Origin of the sequence: Pseudomonas syringae KCTC 12500, assembly GCF_000507185.2 — a bacterium.
GTDB classification, from domain to species: domain Bacteria; phylum Pseudomonadota; class Gammaproteobacteria; order Pseudomonadales; family Pseudomonadaceae; genus Aquipseudomonas; species Aquipseudomonas syringae.
In genome coordinates this window covers 3,798,771-3,819,234 of sequence record NZ_AYTM02000002.1, presented here as the reverse complement: position 1 = coordinate 3,819,234, position 20,464 = coordinate 3,798,771, and the positions used below count along the sequence as shown (strand labels likewise).

Here is a 20,464-nt window from a genome sequence, read left to right as displayed (position 1 = left end):
GTTTAAACCTGTTCCAGCGAGGACTTGACAGGAGTGTATGCACCGTTGGCCGCCAGGACCTTGTGATGCTCACCTTCAATACGCGCTACATCTTCAGCAGGCACCATGTAGCCCTGGTCGTCACGCATGGCGTGAGCAACGAAGACGGCAATGGTCGCAACCAGGCTTGCGCCTACCAGCCACCAGATGTGCCAGATGAATGCAAAGCCGAAGACCGTCAGCAACATACCCATGTACAGGCCGGTCGCCGTGTTGTTAGGCATGTGGATCGCCGAGTAGCGGGCAGGAACCTTGTAAGCGGTACCGGCACGTTTCGCATCGGTGAACGGGTCGACGTCGTCAGCTTTTGGCAGCTCGGCAAAGTTGTAGAACGGTGGAGGCGATGAAGTGGACCATTCCAGGGTGTGGCCATTCCATGGGTCACCGGTCAGATCGCGGTTGTTGTCGCGGTCACGGATACTCACGAACAGCTGGATCAGCTGCGAAGCGATACCCATGGCGATCAGCACGGCGCCGAACAGCGCGACGTCCAGGTAGATGTTCCACTCTGGCATGTCAGTAGCGTTCAGACGACGGGTCATGCCCAGGAAGCCCAGCGCGTAAAGCGGCATGAAGGCGACGAAGAAGCCGACGATCCAGAACCAGAACGCTGCCTTGCCCCACTTCTCGTTCAGGGTGAAACCGAACGCTTTAGGGAACCAGAACGCGAAGCCGGCGATGTAACCGAATACCGCACCGCCAATGATGACGTTGTGGAAGTGAGCGATTACGAACAGGCTGTTGTGCAGCACGAAGTCAGCACCTGGGATCGCCAACAGAACGCCGGTCATGCCGCCGATCGAGAAGGTGACCATGAAGCCCAGGGTCCAGAGCACCGGCGCAGTGAAGCGCAGACGGCCCTGATACATGGTGAACAGCCAGTTGAATAGCTTCACACCCGTCGGGATCGCGATCAGCATCGTCGCCAGGCCGAAGAAGGCGTTGACGTTGGCACCCGCACCCATGGTGAAGAAGTGGTGCAGCCAGACCATGAAGCCCAGGATACAGATCGCACCGGAGGCGAAGATCATCGACTTGTGGCCGAACAGACGCTTGCCGGAGAACGTTGAGATGACTTCCGAGAACACGCCGAATGCCGGCAGGATCAGGATGTACACCTCAGGGTGGCCCCACGCCCAGAACAGGTTCACGTACATCATGGGGTTACCGCCCATTTCGTTCGTGAAAATGTGGAAGTCCAGGTAGCGGTCAAGGGTCAGGAACGCCAGGGTAGCGGTCAGGATCGGGAACGAAGCCACGATCAGGATGTTTGCCCAGGTGCAGGTCCAGGTGAAGATCGGCATGTCCATCAGTTTCATGCCAGGCGTACGCATTTTCAGAACGGTCACGAGGAAGTTGACCCCCGTCAGCGTCGTACCTAACCCGGATAACTGTAGCGCCCAGATGTAGTAGTCAACCCCGACACCAGGACTGTATTGCAGTCCGGAGAGAGGCGGATACGCAACCCAGCCGGTCTTGGCGAATTCACCGACACCCAGAGACAGGTTGATGAGCAGCATGCCTGCTACCAGCAACCAGAAGCTCAGGGAGTTCAGGAACGGGAACGCCACGTCGCGAGCGCCGATCTGCAGAGGCAGAACGATGTTCATCAGGCCCGTGAAGAACGGCATCGCCATGAAGATGATCATGATCACACCGTGAGCGGTGAAGATCTGGTCATAGTGCTCAGGCGGAAGGAACCCTTCAGCACCGTTCTGGGCCATCGCCAGTTGGGTACGCATCATGATCGCGTCGGCAAAACCGCGCAGCAGCATGACCATGGCAACGACGATGTACATCACGCCGATTTTCTTGTGGTCGACAGAGGTCAGCCACTCAGACCACAAGTACGTCCACTTGCGGAAATAGGTGATCAACCCGACAACCGCAATGCCGCCGAGCGCGATCATGGCAAGTGTCACCATGACTATGGGCTCGTGGAACGGCACCGCTTCCAGACTTAATTTGCCAAACATCGTTTACTCCTCTGCCCCAGCAGCTGAATTTTTGCCTTTTTCCGCACCAGCCTCACCGGCTACTTCCTTCTCACCAGCAACAACCTTCTTGCCTGGATTCATACCTTCATACTTGTCGATGACGATCTGGAACAGGTTCGGGGTGACCGAGGAAAAGAGTTCGACAGGGTTGCGTTCGCTCGGCTTGATCAACTCGGCGTATTCGGCCGTGCCAAGCTTTTTGGGCGAGCTCTTGACTTCGCTGACCCAGCTGTCGAAATCAGCCTGGCTGGTAGCGATGGCCTTGAACTTCATGCCGGTAAAGCCTGCGCCACTGTAGTTGGCCGAAATACCGTTGAATTCGTGATTCTCGTTGGCGATCAAATGCAGCTTGGTGTGCATGCCCGCCATCGCGTAGATCTGACCACCCAGACCCGGGATGAAGAACGAGTTCATCACGCTGTCCGAAGTGACCTGGAAATTGATCGGCGTCTTGGCCGGGAACACGATCTTGTTGACCGTAGCGATGCCATAGTCCGGATAAACGAATACCCATTTCCAGTCAACCGAGATCGCCTGGATGGTGACCGGCTTGACGTCCGAATCAAGCGGACGGTAAGGGTCCAGCGAGTGCGTCGAGACGTAAGTGATGTACCCCAGAAAGACCAGCAGCAACATGGGTACGCCCCAGACTGCGATTTCGATCTTGGTGGAGTGAGACCAGTCCGGCGTGTACTTGGCGGCCTTGTTCGATGCGCGATACTTCCAGGCGAAGATCAGGGTCATCAGGATGACCGGGATCACGACAATCAGCATCAGCAGCGTTGCGATTATGATCAGGTTCCGCTGCTCGATACCCACCTGCCCTTTTGGATCGAGCAGAGGTACGCCATCGCATCCACTGAGCAAAAGCATACAGAAAAGGGCCAAGAAGCCAAAAAACCTGGGGTACCTTTTTTTACTCATTTCACGACCTCTAAAAGCAGCTTGCGCGGTGCAGTTGGGTTTCGACCGCCAACACTTCGCCCTGCCAGTGCCGGCTAATTTTTTTGAATTGAACAAGGGCCGCCAGTACGCACAGCGGCGTATCGACAAGTCCGGGTTTAGCTATGGATTCTTGTTTTTTGAGTTGCTGGAACTGCCCAAAACTTCGGGCAGACGCTTTCGACGCGGCCATTATACGCCCTCAGAGGCAAGCGTTGCGCTGCCTGTTCAGAGTGCACAGGGGACGCTCCAAGCCTCAAAATGCTGATCGTTCGGCCAAGCTGAACGACAACTGACGGGGATTGTAGATACGTAAATTTTTAATGACTATGCCTAATTTTGTAACAGTTATTCTCTATATGCGTAACAATCGCTCTTCAAACGCATCATTACACGCGAAAAAAGCCCCGCATTCACGGGGCATTTTTGCGAAAGCCCCTGTAGTTAGTAAGGGTTGCGGCGGTTACGGATGATGCACGCCGGTACCAGAACTGCAGTCAGGACAAACGCTGTCAGCGCCCATTGCGCGAGTGACAATCCGAGAACCGGCGGATATGGCGTCGTGCAGAAACCGCTGACCTGAAACCCGGTAGGGAACAGTGTAGCCAATGGCAGGCCGTCGACAATCGGCTGCAGCACATCGATGCCGCAGCTGTCGGACGGATGGGCGAGGATCCAGACGTGCCGGCCGGCAGCAGCAATGCCGCCAAGGGCGCTGAGGGTGACCAGGGTTTCAAACACCGTAACGCTGCGGCGTCCGGGCATGGCGGCGCCGATGAACGCAAAAATGGCGATGAACAACAGTGCGTAACGCTGCAGGATGCACAGCGGGCACGGCGCTTCGCCCAGGGCGATCTGCATGTACAGGGCGCCGCCGATCAGGGCCAGGCAGATAATGCCCAGCAAAACCAGAAAGCGCTTTTCGCGTCTCAGGTACAACGTGTTGTCGCTCATTCACATACCTTACTGAACTGATGAAAGGGTTGGCCTGCGCCGTGCAGGGTGCGCAGCCTCAACGGTGGGGACGGCCTGACTGGGCCGAGGCGTGCGCGATGATCATCTGTCTGATTCGGCAACTCAAGCATTGGCCAGCCATACGGACGCATTTGCCGGCCAGGTGGTCTGCATGGCAGCAGATCCACGACCGCCAGGACGTTTTTTGCAGGGGCCGGATGCAAAGCCCTTCTATATATAGAAGGGTGCGTCAGTTTGTCGCAGCTCTTCTTCTATATATAGCTGCGGTATTTTGTCGCAGGGCGCCTTTCTGGCAAAGCACTATGGCGTGGGAACCCGCTACGCAGGTTGTCGGAATACAGAGCGCGACAATCTGCAGCCCTCCCCAGGTTTGACGCAACCGAAGCCAGACTGCCACCATCGGCACGTGGGCAGTCCGCTTGTCGGGCGCGCCACGGTGCAGTGCAACGACTTCCAATGGCAAGCGAACGGTACGCTCGGCTGTCGGTTAAAAATCCTCAAGCCAGCGCGCCTCAGGTCGATAACCTGTCATAGAAAGTTGTTTGCCGCTACCAGGCGACGAAACACCTACAGCCAGAAGGTTCATATGTCCAAGAACGTCCGAGCAGATTCACTTTCGCTGCTCCTCTTCACGTTGCGCAGCGGCAAGCTGATGGCGATCAACCTGCTCAAGGTCAGCGAGATCATTCCCTGCCCGCCTCTGACCCATCTTCCCGAATCGCACCCACACGTCAAAGGCATCGCGACGTTACGTGGTTCGTCGCTGTCGGTTATCGATCTGAGTCGTGCGATCGGCGAGCGGCCGCTGGCCGATCCCGACGGTGGCTGCCTGATCGTCACGGATGTCAGCCGCTCGAAACAGGGCCTGCACGTTCAGGCCGTGAGCAAGATTGTGCATTGCCTGACCACCGATATCCGTCCGCCACCCTACGGGTCGAGCAGCAAGTCGTTCATCACCGGGGTCACCCAGGTCGATGGCGTGCTGGTGCAGGTACTGGACATCGAGAAAGTTATCCACGGTATCGCCCCTGCGCAGATCGTCGTGCAGTCCACAGAGCTGGCCAAAGAGGATGCGGAACTGCTGAGCAAGGCGCGGATTCTGGTCGTCGATGACAGTCAGGTTGCGCTGCAGCAATCGATCATCACCTTGCGCAATCTCGGTCTCGAATGCCACACGGCGCGCAGTGCCAAAGAGGCCATCGATGTTCTGCTCGATCTGCAGGGTACTGCGCGGCAGATCAACGTGGTGGTGTCCGATATCGAGATGTCAGAGATGGACGGCTACGCCCTGACCCGCACACTTCGGGATACCCCGGACTTCAGTGACCTGTACATCCTGCTGCACACCTCGCTCGACAGCGCGATGAACAGCGAGAAGTCGCAGATCGCCGGGGCCAATGCCGTGCTGACCAAGTTCTCGTCACCCGAGTTGACCAAATGCCTGATCGAGGCCGCACGTACGGTGGTCGCCCAAGGGCTCTGATCCCTGAGCGCACAGCGACACAACGTCCGAACATGACCGATGCATCCGCCGCGCATTACTGGCTGATGCGTCGGGATCTTGCAGTGCCAGTGCACATCCCGGCCTGGCCGCCTGGCATCCAGCCACATCCCCTTACGCTTGAGCGAGCCGCAGAGGTTCACCGCCTGCTGACCCTGGGGTATGGCAGCGCGGCAGGCTGCGTAGCGGATTATCCAGACTGGCTGGCTGCATTCGAACACGATCCCGAATGCGATCCGTCGTTGTGCTTTCTGGCCATGCGTAACGAAACGGTAGTCGGTGTGATCGTGTGCTGGACCAGCGCATTCATCAGGGACCTGGTGGTGCACCCTGATGTGCGACACAGCGGGATCGGCCACGCCCTGCTCAATCATTTGTTCACCCATCTGCGTACGCGTAATGAAGCATCGGTCGACCTTCACGTCATGGAAAACAACCTGGCGGCACGGCGGCTTTATGAAAAATCCGCAATGGTCTATCTCAAGCGTTTCGACATCCCTGCAGCCTGAACCCGCGACCGACCCCGCCAACGTCTGGCGCGCAACTTGCTTCCCGAGAGACACCAAGCGAGTGAGTGACCAATTGTTGTCGCTTGCCGCCTACCTGTTGGACGGGTCATCGAGATAATGGACACCAAGTTTTCCTGCGTAGGGTGTGGCGGCTGCTGCACCGACCATCACGTACCGCTGACGCTCGACGAAGCCGCGCAGTGGGCGGCCGATGGCGGCAACGTCATCGTGCTGACCGAGGCATTTCTGAGCAATGGCTACGGGGTTTCCGAGACGCAGCTGACCCATGCCAGCCGTCGCTCAGCCGAGGTCAGCACTGGCAGCACCACAGCCTTTGTGGCGATCACCTTCGCGGCCTACAACGTGGGGCGCTGCCGGAATCTTGACGAGAAGAACCTGTGTCGCATCTACGAGCGCCGGCCACTGGTGTGCCGAATCTATCCGATGGAGATCAACCCGCACATCCCGTTACGCCCGGAGAACAAAGGCTGCCCGCCGGAGTCCTGGGAGCAGGGTCCTGACCTTATCGTCAACGACAGGCTGGTTGATACGCAACTGATAGACCTGATCGAACAGTCGCGTCAGGCCGACCGGGATGAGATAGAGACCAAACAGCTGATTTGCCAGAAGCTCGGCATTCGTACCACCGCCCTCAAGGGCAATGGTTTCGTCGCTTACCTGCCTGACATGGGCGCGTTTGCCGCTGCCATCGAAGAGGTCGCAAATCCTGCGCAGGATGAGCGGACCCAAGGTTCGAAGTGGGCGTTTCACGTCGCCGGCCAGCACGTTCTGGACACCCTGCAACAGGAAGGTGCCGAGGTGACTGACCGGCAGCCGGTTTCCTACCTGTTCATCCCCTTGCAGGCGGCCTGAGCAGGATCATTCAGGCGATCAGCGCTTGCCCATCGACCTGCGGGTGCCAGCCGGCGCGACGCCCGGGGTCTTGTGGTGGCCGTGCTTGTTGTTTTTCTGATGCCACGCCGGCTCCTTTTTGGCCTGGGCAAACTCCGAAGGCTTGAACGGAAAGCTGAAAGGCGCAATGACAGCCTTGTTTTCAGTGTCTGCGACGGAGTCGGCTGCGGCGTCTTGAACAGGAGGTTGTTCAGGCGTGGTCATGGTGTCACCAGAAAGTCGAATTGGCCGGGCAGATGCCCGCGGCCGCGCAGCATACATCAATCGCCGCACAACCGCCCGAGCCTCCTGTCGCCGTCATTTGTAGAACAGATCGACCATCACCTCGGCATTAAACGGTCCGGGCCGTGGCGTGCTGGTATTCCACAGCAGTTCGGCATTGAAGTCCGCCCTGGCCGTGTTGGTTTCGCCGAGCAATTCCGCCAGATGGAATGGCTCGTTGTAACGTAGCGGCTGACCGTTGACTGCACTGGTAATGCGTATCCCCAATGAATCATTACCGACGGGGATCAGCAGCTCGCCAGACAGATTGCCTGTCACCGGCCTGAAACGTGCATCGATGCTGAACGGCGAATCACAGCTGCGGCTGGTCAGCAGGGAGAATGTCTGGGTGGCAGTCACTTTGCCAATGGCCACCTGGTGTATCGCAACGTCGCCAAATTCCACGGTTTCCGGGAGCACTTGCAGATCGGCATCGCAGGCCACGAACCTCAGTCCCCGCAGGTTATTGATTACATAACTGAGGCTGCGCCCTGACAGCAGACTCGGGTCTGTCGCGCCGCCCAGCTGAAAAAACCGGTAATCGAGCAAATCACTGGCCACGCCGGAGGACGGTGTAGCGCCGAACTTCTGGATAAATACCGAAAACGCCAGGCTAAAGCGCACTTTCGGGCAGTTTTCGAGCGTGCTCTCACCCTCGCGACACACCGGCACGTAGCTACCGGTACCGACCCGACCACTGCCTTGCAGGTGATCGATGCCCTGCAACGTCATTCCGGCACGAATCCCCTGACCGATCGAACGATTGTCCGGATTCAGGTAGATAAAAACTTCCTCCGCTTCGGACTGCCAGCCCTCTCTGGCGCACTCGACCTGAACAGTCAGAGGTTCGGAACGCCATACCACTTCCCCGTCAGGCATCGACTCCGGGATTGCCACCGTACTGCTCAGATCATCGTGAATTTCGGTTTCGCCCGTCCGTTGAGTGGTACAAACCACTGCGAAGGTGGAAGCCGGCTGCATTAACAGCAACACGGCAAGGGATCGCAGCCAGCCTCTGGCAGAGAGATGTTTCATATCAGCATTCGTCCTGAATGGAATTGTTTTTCGGCAGTCTGGCGGTAGTGGCCGTCTGCCCGGTGAGCTGTGCGCAATGAGTCCGTCGGCCGCCGTAGTCGGTCAGCGCCTGGTATGAAAAACGATGCGTGGCAGAGGGCTCGACACTCGCCGGTACAACCATCGAAATCTGGGCGCCCGGCGCCAACAGCAGATGATCGCCGAGCTGCACCCCGTCGATATGCAGCGCTTGCAGAGCGGCGTGGTAGGGCGTCGGGTTACTGACCGTCAGCACCAAGGCGTGCGACGGGTCATGAGTCAGTGTCCACAGCAGCCGCGCGGGGGTGTCGGCCGGATCACCGTCAAGGCCGGGGGGCCGGTAGAACACGTTGATGCGTTGGCGCACGGCGATGTTCAACTGCCCCGCACCGTCCTGGCGTCGGGGTATCTCAAGCACGTAAAGATGCAGCAGCGACTCGTATTTCTGCGGCATGCCTATGCCCTGATACAGCACGCGCAAGGCCTGCCTGCCGCCTGCCGCCTACCGGCAGGCGTGAAAGCGGTGGCGTGACCACGAATGGCAGCGCCTTGCGAAGCTCACCCGGGGTGTCGGCATCGTCCGCGGCGTCGCTGAGCCAGGCCTGTACAAGTGCCTCGGACTTGCCGCGATTGCGCACCTCGAGCGTGACTTCGCGATACTGCCCGTCGAAAATCAGCCGCGTTCCACTCAGCGAAACAGCACCCTGCGCCGCCAGGCCGCTCGTCAACAGCACAGCCGTCAACAGCGCCTTGCATGCGCCAGCGAAGATGCTCATCGGCATACCACCCTGATCCGCTCGTAGGCTCGCGACGGGTCTCTGGGCGGTAGCGAGAATGTTGCCTGACAGCGCTGATCGGACCAGCGCACCCACAGGCTGCCGGCATCCTGCTCGCTGAGCACCAGCGCCTGGCTGCCTGGATCGACCACTGCCAGCGCCCTGCCCTGCTCATCTTCGACACTGGCGCCCAGCGGCACCTTGCTGCCATCGGTGCGGACCAGTTCGAACTGGACCCGGCGGCCCACATTGGCCTTGAAGCGCACCACCGGTATCGCGCCCCTGCGCGGCACGATCTGGGTGATGGCATTCTCCAGATCGACATCAGCGCCCAGCTGCCGGGTATCCAGGCTGACCCAGTTGGTGCGGTAGGCCTGCGCATAAGGCAGAACCGCATAGCCGTTGCCGGCGGTCTCGACGTTACTGAACGATTTCAAGCGGGCGCCACCGACATCCGGCACCTGAACCAGCGCAAAGGTTTCTCCCAAGGCCTGCCCAAGGTTCACGCCTCCGGCATGCGCCACCAGCGAACCCGCGGCGGACAGGCTGAATGCATCGTAGTCCTCGCCCTGGCTATAACCGGCCTCGAAACGGCCGAATGCCGTGCTGGTGCTGACCTTGCCGGCACCGAAACTGCCGGAGGTGCTGTCACGTCCAGCCTGTACCGAATAGAACGTGTCGCGGTCGCCCAGCACCTGGCCATTGAGGCCGGCCTGCGCGTTGTACTCGCCACGGCTGTCGCGTACCGCGTTGAAAGACAATCGCGACGAGCCGGGGCTGGGTCCGAGCGGCAGGGTCACGCTCAGAGCAATACGATTGTCGGTGCTCGGGTCACCGCTTCGACCGAAATCCTCGTTGCGTTCCATGGACAGGCTGTAATTGAGCGAATGCCAGGCGGCGTTATAGGACAGGTAAAGTTGCCGGGTCTTGCCGGGCAGGTTCCAGTAGCGCTGCTCGGACGCCGTCAGGCTCAGCGACGCCGACTGGCCGGGCACTATCTGAGTGATACTGAGTTCCAGCCGATCCCGCGCCAGCCCGGAGGACAACACTCGCCGCTGCGCGCCGCTGTCGCTGACGTGCTGGTTCAGGGTCCGGTATTGCTCGGTCGAATAACGATAACCGGCCACTGCCAGCGTGGTGTCGGTGACGTCCAGCGTATTGGCATAACGCACCCGCAGGCTCTGCCCACTGCGCGCCTGCCGATCCACCTTGCTGACCGAGCGGGTGAGGTCCATCGACACCGCGCCCAGCCCGGTGTTGACCCCGGTGCCTATATTCGCGGCCTGATAATCCTCGGCCAGTTGTGCCCCGGCGAACCCGGTAATCCGTTCGGAAAGACCATAGATCAGAGCTGCGCTGGCAAACGCCGGAGAAGCCTGCTGATCGTCGTTGTTGTCGACCTGCCCGCCGGCCAGGCTGTAGCGCAACGAGCCTGCGGGAACCATGATCGGCAGCGACGCATAGGCCTGGGTGAAGGTTCGTACGCGCCCGTCGGCTTCGATGACAGACACCGACAAGTCGCCATTGGAGCCACTGGGATAGATATCGGCAATCTCGAAAGGCCCGGGCGACACACTGCCGCTGTAGAGCAGAAAACCGTTCTGGCGAACTTCCACGGTGGCATTGGTTTCGGCAATCCCGCGGATGACCGGGGCATAGGCGCGCTCACTGTCAGATAGCATGCCATCGTCAGAGGCCAGGGCCGCGCCCCTGAAGCGGACACTGTCGAAGACCTGCGAATCGGTAAACGTCTCGCCCAGCGTGAACTGGCTTTTCAGGGTAGTGATGTCGCGCTGCGCGAACGTACGATTACTGCGATAACGCCATGGCCTGTCACTGCCGCCCACCAGAGAGGACTCGTTGCGCAAACGCCAGGCGCCGACGTTCAGGCCGTTTCGCAGCCCTACGTAGTACTGATCCGTTTCCAGGCCCTTGTTACGCCGCCGACTGCCATTGAAGTTGTAATTGATAAAGCCTGCGGTCTCGCCCTGATCCCAAAGCTCCGGAGCCACATAACCACGGGTACCGCGCGACATCACCGCTTGCGGCACACTGATCGTCAGTCGCAACGCGCCGGGCTGATAGTCGACGCGAGCAAATTCGACACGCGCAGGCAGGTCGAAACAGGCCTGGGCAGATACCTCACCTGACGGCAGACGACTCAAGTCCAGACCAAAGCTCTGTAGCATCTCGAGCGACAGGCAGGGCTCGATCAGGCCCGACAGAGGATTTTTCAAAAAGCGGATGTCCCGCCTGCCGCTCAGCTTGCGATTGACGTAGATATCAACCCGGTAAGTACCGGGCAGCACGCTATTGGAGCGCAGAAACTCCTGAAGGTCAGCCGGCTGATCGCTTCCCTGGATAAAAGCCGTATTGAATCTGGCTGGCCCGTCGCTACCCGACGAGGCGGCTGACGCGTTGAGTACAGACATCAACGTCAATCCGAAACCGATACCCAGCGCACAGCGTCGGGGGTGAGGGAGCGCGCACTGGGCAATGGCTCCCTTGTTAACTTCTTTGCGCCATTCCATAGCGGTCTTCACTCTACTTCGGCTGTCGCGCGCGCCGCGCAATCCTTTTACACAGACGCAGGTCTGCCGGGCTGCTTGTCACTGAGGCCCGACGGTTTGAATAGTGAACGCTGACAGTGGATAAGCCAGCTTATCGGGGCGACGCCTTGTCGGCGTTAACCGGTTGTTTATGGATAAGGGTTGCCTGATAAGGCACTTGTCCGCCGTAGTCATTGAGACTGACGAAACTCAACAGCAACGGTGCACTTGCCGGGGTGTGCTGTAACGGGATATTCAGACGCTGATGCGGCGCCAGCATCTGACTGTCCAGATGGGCAAGTTCAGTGTCGTGTTGGCGTATGGAAATCCGGAGCATGGAGACATGGTAGGGGCCGGGATTTTCGACCTGTACACCGGTGTCATCGATCCACTGCCAGTTCAGTCTTTCCGGAGCCTGCTGTGGATCACCCTGCAAACCATCAGGCCGGAAGAAGACTTTTATGCGCTGACGTACCGCGATCTGCAGCGTGTTTTCTGCTGCGGTCTGGGGTATTTCCTGAACATTGAGCCACAACACCGACTCACGATCGGTGGGCATGTCGGTACCGGAATGAATGATCCGCAATAGTTGCCTGCCACCCCCGGCCATACGCGTAAGTGCGGGTGTGACAATGAACGGCAAGTTCGGCAGATTTTCGTGAGTGCTGGCCGCCGACACAGGAGATTCAAGCCAGGACTGCAGGAGAATCTCTCCCCCGCCACTGTTGTGAACACCCAGACTGACCTCTTTATCAGTGCCCTGGTAAATGACTCGCGTCGTATTCAATACGATGCCCGCCTGAGCAGTGGATGCGCAGAACAACAACGCGGCGAGCATCGTGTAGCGGAAAAAATCGGGAAACATGCTGACGTTCACCTTGAATTCGGTAAAGGACAGAGCGAGCGCTGCCCGCCCTGTCCGACACGATTACTCGTAATCCATCACGAACGGCAGGAAGCCGTCGGCATTACCAGGATTGGTGGGCGTGCCGTTAAGCACATACACCGCGCCAAAATTGATTTCAGCGGTGGCACCGTTGGCGCCATCCTTGATCAGCGTGGTGTCGACGGTTTCGTCACCACTCAGATCCATCAGCACACTGGACGCATTGAGCAGGCCGATACCGACGCCATCTGCCGCACCGGTGGTGCGCAGGAGTTTCGCGTCGTTGTTGTCCAGGCCACTGCCGTTACGGGCAATAAGGCGCATCTTCACCATGTTGTATTGGTCTGCACCTGCACTGCAGTTGACCAGCAACTGGATGGGGGCAGCCGTCTCGAATCGGCTTTCGCTCGATACACCGATATCGGAGAAGGACACGTTGCCCAGGTCGATATTGATTTCGCCAGGGTTGGTCCCCGCACTGACACCCGTGCCCGGCCCCACATCGCAGGAGATATTGGTCAGTGTTCCGTTGAAGACCATTGTGCCGTTGTTCGCCGCACTGGCGGTACCTGCCATGCCAACGCCCATTACGCCCAGAACTGCCAATGTAAGAGAAAGCTTTTTCATGCTAACGACCTTCCTTGTGTTATTTCGTGTGTGCCCGCTATCGGACGGTGAGCACTATAGAGCCAGGTCTATTTCAGTGCTGTCAGCTCGGTAACTTTCACCCCGCAGACAACACAACACGACACGCAGGACAGGTCTGTAGGAATAATTATAAGGTGTGCCGGGCACGCTGATAAAAACCCTTTTCCACACAGAAGCGCGTCGTAACTCAGGTACAGACTACCGACGACTTCACTGTGGCCGAGGTTATTTATCGTTCACACTTTGCGGGCACTGGACTGCCACTTTAGAACGTGACAGTCCGGACGAAAAAACACGACAGACAGCTAGTTACTGATAGCTCAACGTGACCACAGCAGCGCGCGCCTGCAGGGCTTCTCCGTCGATTACCACGGCGGCAGGCAACACCTGATACTGCGTCACGAAGGGCATTGCCTGTTCACCACAGACATTACGTTCGGTGCTCACATGAATAGTGACCCCGGGTGCAACTTCCAGCGTTCTCGACTGAACACCGGGCGCCGTCATCTCTGTACTGGAAACCTTGCAACTGCTGTTGACGATACTGCCACGCAACGTTATTGCACCGTCCTTAGCCCATGACACAGCGGGAGCAGTCAGCCACAGCGCCGACAGGATTACGACCCACAAGCGTTTATCAAGGGTCCGTAACTTCCACATCACTTTTCCGTTCATTTTCTGACTGCTCATGGCGTACTCCATTCACTGACTCATACGATAATTTAAGTTGATGAGAGAATGACCTGCCAGAAACCCACTTAGGAAAATGTAGGAAAACTCCTAGGACTTTATAAACATCTGGACAACTATCTCTTCAACATAGGTATCGTCCAATACCGACTTTTCTTGACTGCACGCCACACCCGCTGGAGGCTTTCTGACAAACCTGACAGCTGAAAGTCATTTTGTTGACCGGGTTTGCAGGCTATAAGGAAGCTGTAAAAAACATTACTTCCGTACCGACACTTGGCGTTTTCTTCATATGCGCAGAAAGACCCTGACCGTCACCGCCGTCGTCCTGGTGATCGCCTGTGCGGCAATTGCCGGCTGGAAACTGACCCGCCCGGCCACACTCCCCAAACATGCCGCTGCCGCTGTGCCCGTCAAAGTGATCACGGTCAGTCTTGAGGACGTGCCGCGTTTCGTCACAGGGATCGGTTCGGTGCTGTCGCTGCAAAGCGTCGTGATCCGCCCTCAGGTGGATGGGGTGCTGACGCGCGTGCTGGTCAAGGAGGGTCAGCAGGTCAAGGCCGGGGACCTGCTGGCAACGCTGGATGACCGCTCTATCCGGGCTGCACTGGAACAGGCGCGTGCCCAGTTGGCGCAGAGCAAGGCTCAGTTGGACGTGGCGCAACTGGACCTCAAGCGCTATCGCCAGCTCACCCAGGAAAATGGCATCTCGCGACAGACATTCGATCAGCAACAGGCATTGGTCAGGCAGCTCGAAGCCACGGCGAAAGGCAACGAAGCGAGCATCAACGCCTCACAGGTGCAGTTGTCCTACACCCAGATTCGCTCGCCGGTGACGGGACGGGTCGGTATTCGCAATGTCGATGAAGGCAACTTCCTGCGCGTCAGCGATGCTGCCGGGCTGTTTTCAGTGACCCAGATAGACCCGATTGCCGTGGAGTTTTCCCTGCCACAGCAGATGTTGCCGACCCTGCAGGGGCTGATTGCCGAGCGCAACGCTGCGACCGTCAGGGCGTATCAGGGCGACGGCGCGACCAACGGACTGCTTTTGGGTGAAGGTACGCTTTCATTGATCGACAATCAGGTGTCGGCAGGCACCGGTACGATCCGCGCCAAGGCTCAGTTCAAAAACCCCGGCGAGCAACTCTGGCCAGGGCAACTGGTGACCGTGAAGATCCAGACCGGTATCGAACTCAACTCGCTGAAAGTGCCGCCACAAGTAGTGCAGCGCGGTGTTGACCTGCACTTCGTCTATCGGCTCACTGCCGACAACAAGGTGGAAGTCGTACCCGTCAAAGTGCTCTATCAGGACAGCGAACAGACACTGATCAGCGGACCACGTGCTGGCGATGTACTGGTCAGCGACGGCCAGTCGCGGCTACGCCCGGGAGCAACGGTCGAGGTGATCACTGCGCCTGCTGCGGATGTCGCCAGCGCGCAAGCGGAGCCTGCACGATGAACGGCCGGGGCTCGGTGTCGGCGTGGTGCATCGACCACCCGGTGGCCACCTTGTTGTTGACCTTTGCATTGGTCCTACTGGGGGTCATTGCCTTTCCGCGGCTGCCGATCGCGCCGTTGCCGGAAGCGGAATTCCCGACCATCCAGGTCACAGCGCAGCTGCCCGGCGCCAGCCCCGAGACCATGGCGTCTTCGGTTGCCACGCCACTGGAAGTGCAGTTCAGCGCGATACCGGGCATGACCCAGATGACCTCCAGCAGCGCACTGGGCTCCACCAACCTGACACTGCAATTCACGCTCAACAAAAGCATCGACACTGCGGCGCAGGAAGTCCAGGCCGCCATCAATACCGCAGCCGGACGCTTGCCGGCCGATCTGCCCAACCTGCCGACGTGGCGCAAGGTCAACCCGGCCGACAGCCCGGTGCTGATTCTCAGCGTGAGCTCCAGCCTGATCCCCGGCACCGAGCTGAGCGACGTCACCGAAACCATTCTGGCGCGCCAGCTCAGCCAGATCGAAGGGGTGGGCCAGGTCTTCATCACCGGTCAGCAGCGTCCGGCGATTCGTGTCCAGGCCGCTCCCGAGAAACTGGCTGCGCTGGGGCTGACTCTGGCGGACATTCGCCAGGCGGTGCAACAGACCAGCCTGAACCTGGCCAAGGGTGCCCTGTACGGCAAGGACAGTATTTCAACCCTGTCTTCCAACGACCAGTTGTTCAAGCCGCAGGACTACGCGCAACTGATCGTTTCCTACAAGAACGGCGCGCCCGTCCAGCTCAAGGATGTGGCTCGGGTGGTCGCGGGCTCGGAAAACGCCTACGTCAAAGCGTGGTCCGGCGATCAGCAAGGCGTCAACATCGCCATCTTCCGCCAGCCGGGCGCCAACATTGTCGACACCGTGGACCGTATCCAGGGTGAACTGCCACGCCTGCAGGAAATGCTCCCGGCCAGCGTCGATGTCTCGGTACTCAACGACCGTACGCGTACCATCCGTGCCTCGCTGCATGAGGTGGAACTGACCCTGATGATCGCGGTGCTGCTGGTGGTGGCGGTCATGGCGCTGTTCCTGCGCCAACTGTCAGCCACCCTGATCGTCAGTGCGGTACTCGGGGTCTCGCTGATTGCCAGCTTTGCGATGATGTACCTGTTCGGCTTCAGCCTGAACAACCTGACACTGGTGGCCATCGTGGTCGCGGTCGGTTTCGTGGTGGATGACGCCATCGTGGTAGTCGAGAACATCCACCGTCATCTCGAAGCCGGCCAGGGCATGCGCGAAGCCGCGATAAAGGGCTCCGGGGAAATCGGCTTTACCGTGGTGTCGATCAGCTTCTCGTTAGTGGCGGCGTTCATTCCACTGTTGTTCATGGGCGGCGTGGTCGGGCGACTGTTCAAGGAATTCGCACTGACCGCAACCGCGACCATTCTTATTTCGGTGGTCGTCTCCCTGACCCTCGCGCCCACCCTGGCCGCCTTGTTCATGCGCGCGCCCACCCATCACCCGCATCAGAAACCGGGATTCGGTGAACGCCTGCTCGCCTCCTACGAGCGTGGCTTGCGCAAGGCCCTGGCCCATCAGCGGCTGATGCTTGGCGTGTTCGGCCTGACCCTGGCGCTGGCAGTGGTCGGTTACATCCTCATACCCAAAGGCTTCTTCCCGGTCCAGGACACCGCTTTTGCACTCGGGACCACCGAGGCCGCTGCCGACATCTCCTACCCGGACATGGTGGAAAAACACCTGGAGCTGGCAAAGATCGTCGGCGCGGACCCTGCCGTGCTGGCGTTCTCGCATTCGGTCGGTGTTTCGGGCAGCAACCAGACCATCGCCAACGGCCGCTTCTGGATCTCGCTCAAACCACGCGCCGAACGCGATGTGTCGGTCAGCGAGTTCATCGACCGCCTGCGCCCCAAACTGGCCAAAGTCCCGGGCATCGTTCTGTATCTGCGCGCCGGGCAGGATATCAACCTCAGTTCCGGGCCGAGCCGCAGTCAGTACCAGTACGTGCTCAAGAGCAACGACGGCGAACTACTCAACACCTGGACACAACGGCTGACTGAAAAGCTGCGCAGCAACCCGGCGTTTCGTGACATGTCCAACGACTTGCAACTGGGCGGCAGCGTCACGCACATCGACATCGACCGCAGTGCTGCCGCGCGCTTCGGCCTGACCACGGCCGATGTCGACCAGGCGCTGTACGACGCGTTCGGCCAGCGGCAGATCAGCGAGTATCAGACGGAGGTCAACCAGTACAAGGTAATCCTTGAACTGGACGCCCAGCAGCGCGGCAAGGCCGAAAGCCTGGCGTACTTCTACCTGCGCTCACCGCTGACCAGCGAAATGGTGCCGCTGTCGGCGCTGGCCAAAGTCAGTGCGCCGCGCATGGGACCGTTATCGATCAGCCATGACGGGATGTTCCCGGCAGCGAACCTGTCATTCAACCTGGCTCCCGGGGTCGCGTTGGGTGATGCTGTGCGCATGCTCGATCAGGCCAAGAACGAAATCGGCATGCCCGCCTCGATCATCGGCAGCTTCCAGGGCGCAGCACAGGCGTTCCAGAGTTCGCTGGCCAACCAGCCCTGGCTGATCCTTGCGGCGCTGGTGGCGGTGTACATCATTCTGGGTGTGCTCTATGAAAGCTTCGTGCACCCGCTGACCATCATCTCCACCCTGCCCTCGGCAGGTATCGGCGCACTTTTGCTGCTGTGGATGATGGGGCAGGACTTCTCGATCATGGCTTTGATCGGCGTGGTATTGCTGATCGGTATCGTCAAAAAGAACGGTATTCTGCTGGTGGACTTTGCCCTGCAGGCCCAGCGCGAGCAGGGCCTCACGCCCCACGAAGCCATTTATGAGGCCTGCATCACCCGCTTCCGACCGATTATCATGACCACCCTCGCCGCGCTGCTCGGCGCGCTGCCGCTGATGCTCGGTTTCGGCGTCGGTTCCGAGTTGCGTCAGCCGCTGGGCATTGCCGTGGTCGGCGGCCTGCTGGTGAGCCAGATGCTCACGTTGTTCACGACGCCGGTCATTTATCTGCAACTGGAGCGGTTGTTTCATCGACGTCACCCGGCGCCCGACGCACCGGCGCTGGCCCTGCACAAGTGAGAGTCGCCCGATGCGCGTGCTGATTATCGAAGACGAAGAGAAAACCGCCGATTACCTGCGTCGGGGCCTGACCGAACAGGGCTATGCCGTGGACGTGGCGCGAGACGGGATCGAAGGCCTGCACCTGGCGCTGGAGAATGACCATGCGATTGTCATTCTCGACGTGATGCTCCCAGGCCTGGATGGTTTTGGTGTGTTGCGTGCGTTGCGTGCGCGCAAACAGACACCCGTGATCATGCTGACCGCGCGCGAGCAGGTCGACGACCGCATTCGCGGCCTGCGCGAAGGCGCGGATGATTACCTGGGCAAACCGTTTTCCTTTCTGGAACTGGTCGCCCGCCTGCAGGCCCTGACCCGGCGCAGCGGTGGCCACGAACCGGTGCAGATCACCATCGCCGACCTGTGGATAGACCTGATCAGCCGCAAGGCGACCCGCGCCGGCCTGCGCCTGGACCTGACCGCCAAGGAGTTTTCGCTGCTCAGCGTGCTGGCCCGGCGTCAGGGCGACATTCTCTCCAAGACATCCATCGCCGAGATGGTCTGGGACATCAACTTCGACAGCGATACCAATGTGGTCGAAGTCGCGATCAAGCGCTTGCGGGCCAAGCTCGACGGTCCTTACGAACACAAGCTGCTGCACACCATTCGCGGCATGGGCTATGTGCTGGAGAACCGCAGTGCGGGTTGATTCAATTGCCCTGCGCCTGAGCGGGCTGTTCGCGCTGGTGGCGCTGGTGGTCTTTCTGCTGATCGGCTGGGCCTTGTACCTTCAGGTCGACAAGAGCCTCGACCTGCTGCCCCGCGCGGAAGTGGATGCGCGCTACAGCGTGCTGGAATCGGCGGTCAATCGTTTCGGCAACCCGGAGCACTGGGGCAAGATCAAGACCAAGCTCACCTTGCTCAGTGAAGAGGATAAACGCCTGCGCTTCTGGGTGGTGAGTGACAATCCGCTCTACGAGTTCGGCAACCCTGGCGCTGACATTCGTCGTTTTGCGCAGGGGCCGCTGGGCATGCACGACCTGAAACTGGCGGATCACCCGTTTTCGTTTAAAGTGCTGGTCAGCGAGTTTCCCGCCAAGGAACAGCGTCCGGCACTGCGCTTTCTGACCGCCATCGACACCGAGACGTTCTGGCACACGCAGCACTCGCTGCTGGTCGCCTTGATCAGCCTCGCCACGCTGGGCATTCTGCTCGCGTCGGCGCTGGGCTACTGGGTCGCGCGAATTGGCCTGCGACCGCTGACCAGCCTCTCGCAGGAAGTCCAGAAGCTCGCCCCGCCGCGGCTGTCTGGACGCTTGCAACTATCGCCGCTGCCACCGGAGCTCGAACAATTCGTCGCCTCGTTCAACTCCACGCTGGAACGCGTCGAGCAAGCCTACTCAAGGCTGGAATCGTTCAATGCCGACGTGGCGCACGAGCTCCGCTCGCCGCTGACCAACCTGATCGGTCAGACCCAGGTAGCGCTAACCCGTGGCCGCTCTGCCGAGCATTATTTCGAGGTGCTGCAGTCGAACCTCGAAGAGCTGGAGCGCCTGCGCTCGATCATCAACGACATGCTGTTTCTGGCGAGCGCCGATCAGGGCACCAAGGTCAAGGCACAGACCTGCACCTCACTGGCTGAAGAAGTCGCTACGACGCTGGATTACCTGGACTTCATTCTGGAAGACGCGCACGTGCAAGTCCGCGTCAACGGTGACGCCAGCGCGCCGATTGAAAAGCCCCACTTGCGCCGCGCGCTGATCAATCTGTTGCATAACGCCGTTCAGCACACTCGCGCTGGCGAAGTCATTGAAGTCAACATCGAATCCCGCGATGCCCATGTCACTGTCAGCGTGACCAATCCGGGCGTACAAATCGCCCAGGAACATTTACCCAGACTGTTCGAGCGCTTTTATCGGGTGGATGCCTCACGCAGTAACAGCGGCGCCAATCACGGCCTGGGGCTGGCCATCGTCAAGGCGATTGCCTTGATGCACGGCGGCACCGTGTTCGTGAACAGCGCCAAGGGCGCCAATACCTTCGGCATCCAGTTGCCCCGCTGACACCGAAAATACTGACTACACTGACCATTTTCACGGCCCTCAGTGTGCGTCTGTTCGCAGCGTTTTAAATACACTTGCTTTATTCACATTCCATTCATATGAGGCTATAAGGAGCGTGTTATAC

General features: G+C 59.4%; 17 protein-coding genes and 1 pseudogene. 7 read left to right on the top strand and 11 right to left on the bottom strand.

Annotated features, from left to right (window positions below; translation table 11 throughout):
• Window positions 1-2 precede the first annotated feature (2 nt).
• The 4 genes from cyoB to V476_RS17355 all read right to left on the bottom strand — a co-directional run bounded on the left by cyoB (window position 3) and on the right by V476_RS17355 (window position 3,932).
• Window positions 3-2,015: a cytochrome o ubiquinol oxidase subunit I gene (gene cyoB / locus V476_RS17370; RefSeq protein WP_003341876.1), complete on the bottom strand. Its 2,013-nt coding sequence runs from the start codon at window positions 2,013-2,015 to the stop codon at window positions 3-5.
• Window positions 2,016-2,018: 3 nt separating this feature from the next.
• Window positions 2,019-2,960, bottom strand: a complete 942-nt coding sequence (gene cyoA / locus V476_RS17365) for a ubiquinol oxidase subunit II (protein ID WP_003421829.1) — start codon at window positions 2,958-2,960, stop codon at window positions 2,019-2,021.
• Between the two features lie 10 nt (window positions 2,961-2,970).
• Entirely contained in the window at window positions 2,971-3,171 is a 201-nt protein-coding gene (locus tag V476_RS28625) for a hypothetical protein (RefSeq protein WP_003314077.1), read from the bottom strand.
• A 251-nt stretch (window positions 3,172-3,422) separates the two neighbouring features.
• Complete coding sequence (locus V476_RS17355; protein WP_003314076.1) at window positions 3,423-3,932, bottom strand: disulfide bond formation protein B; 510 nt, start codon at window positions 3,930-3,932, stop codon at window positions 3,423-3,425.
• Between the two features lie 607 nt (window positions 3,933-4,539).
• Between V476_RS17355 and V476_RS17350 the strand changes: the two genes are divergently transcribed.
• The 3 genes from V476_RS17350 to V476_RS17340 all read left to right on the top strand — a co-directional run bounded on the left by V476_RS17350 (window position 4,540) and on the right by V476_RS17340 (window position 6,836).
• A complete protein-coding gene (locus V476_RS17350; RefSeq protein WP_003408993.1) occupies window positions 4,540-5,436 on the top strand; it encodes a chemotaxis protein in 897 nt (298 codons plus the stop codon).
• 65 nt (window positions 5,437-5,501) lie between these two features.
• Window positions 5,502-5,963, top strand: a complete 462-nt coding sequence (locus V476_RS17345; protein ID WP_024959545.1) for a GNAT family N-acetyltransferase — start codon at window positions 5,502-5,504, stop codon at window positions 5,961-5,963.
• 117 nt (window positions 5,964-6,080) lie between these two features.
• Window positions 6,081-6,836 carry a YkgJ family cysteine cluster protein gene (locus V476_RS17340; RefSeq protein ID WP_003341865.1) on the top strand — a complete coding sequence of 252 codons (756 nt, stop codon included), beginning with the start codon at window positions 6,081-6,083 and terminating at the stop codon, window positions 6,834-6,836.
• A gap of 18 nt (window positions 6,837-6,854) precedes the next feature.
• Here the strand turns inward: V476_RS17340 and V476_RS17335 are convergent, their stop codons facing one another.
• The 7 genes and pseudogenes from V476_RS17335 to V476_RS17305 all read right to left on the bottom strand — a co-directional run bounded on the left by V476_RS17335 (window position 6,855) and on the right by V476_RS17305 (window position 13,738).
• On the bottom strand, window positions 6,855-7,079 hold the full coding sequence (locus tag V476_RS17335) for a hypothetical protein (protein WP_003415292.1): 225 nt from the start codon (window positions 7,077-7,079) through the stop codon (window positions 6,855-6,857).
• 93 nt (window positions 7,080-7,172) lie between these two features.
• On the bottom strand, window positions 7,173-8,171 hold the full coding sequence (locus tag V476_RS17330; RefSeq protein WP_024959544.1) for a fimbrial protein: 999 nt from the start codon (window positions 8,169-8,171) through the stop codon (window positions 7,173-7,175).
• Between the two features lies 1 nt (window position 8,172).
• Window positions 8,173-8,971: pseudogene (locus V476_RS17325) on the bottom strand (fimbrial biogenesis chaperone).
• Window positions 8,962-11,496 (bottom strand): fimbria/pilus outer membrane usher protein, encoded by a 2,535-nt coding sequence (locus tag V476_RS17320; RefSeq protein ID WP_080278449.1) that lies wholly within the window; start codon window positions 11,494-11,496, stop codon window positions 8,962-8,964. The pseudogene V476_RS17325 and the gene V476_RS17320 overlap by 10 nt, the downstream one beginning before the upstream one ends.
• Window positions 11,497-11,626: 130 nt before the next feature.
• A complete protein-coding gene (locus V476_RS17315) occupies window positions 11,627-12,379 on the bottom strand; it encodes a fimbrial biogenesis chaperone (RefSeq protein ID WP_024959542.1) in 753 nt (250 codons plus the stop codon).
• Between the two features lie 63 nt (window positions 12,380-12,442).
• Window positions 12,443-13,027: a fimbrial protein gene (locus tag V476_RS17310; RefSeq protein ID WP_003314067.1), complete on the bottom strand. Its 585-nt coding sequence runs from the start codon at window positions 13,025-13,027 to the stop codon at window positions 12,443-12,445.
• 330 nt (window positions 13,028-13,357) lie between these two features.
• On the bottom strand, window positions 13,358-13,738 hold the full coding sequence (locus tag V476_RS17305; RefSeq protein ID WP_003341852.1) for a hypothetical protein: 381 nt from the start codon (window positions 13,736-13,738) through the stop codon (window positions 13,358-13,360).
• 292 nt (window positions 13,739-14,030) lie between these two features.
• Between V476_RS17305 and V476_RS17300 the strand changes: the two genes are divergently transcribed.
• From V476_RS17300 to V476_RS17285, 4 genes are read left to right on the top strand one after another with little or no spacing between them, the layout of a single operon-like run.
• A complete protein-coding gene (locus V476_RS17300) occupies window positions 14,031-15,197 on the top strand; it encodes an efflux RND transporter periplasmic adaptor subunit (RefSeq protein ID WP_024959541.1) in 1,167 nt (388 codons plus the stop codon).
• Window positions 15,194-18,298, top strand: coding sequence for a multidrug efflux RND transporter permease subunit (locus V476_RS17295; protein ID WP_016567326.1), 3,105 nt, complete (start codon window positions 15,194-15,196; stop codon window positions 18,296-18,298). Before V476_RS17300 ends, V476_RS17295 begins: the two co-directional genes overlap by 4 nt.
• A gap of 10 nt (window positions 18,299-18,308) precedes the next feature.
• Window positions 18,309-18,986, top strand: a complete 678-nt coding sequence (locus V476_RS17290; RefSeq protein ID WP_003421813.1) for a heavy metal response regulator transcription factor — start codon at window positions 18,309-18,311, stop codon at window positions 18,984-18,986.
• Complete coding sequence (locus tag V476_RS17285) at window positions 18,976-20,340, top strand: heavy metal sensor histidine kinase (RefSeq protein WP_024959540.1); 1,365 nt, start codon at window positions 18,976-18,978, stop codon at window positions 20,338-20,340. The genes V476_RS17290 and V476_RS17285 overlap by 11 nt, the downstream gene beginning before the upstream one ends.
• The last annotated feature ends 124 nt before the right edge of the window (window positions 20,341-20,464 follow it).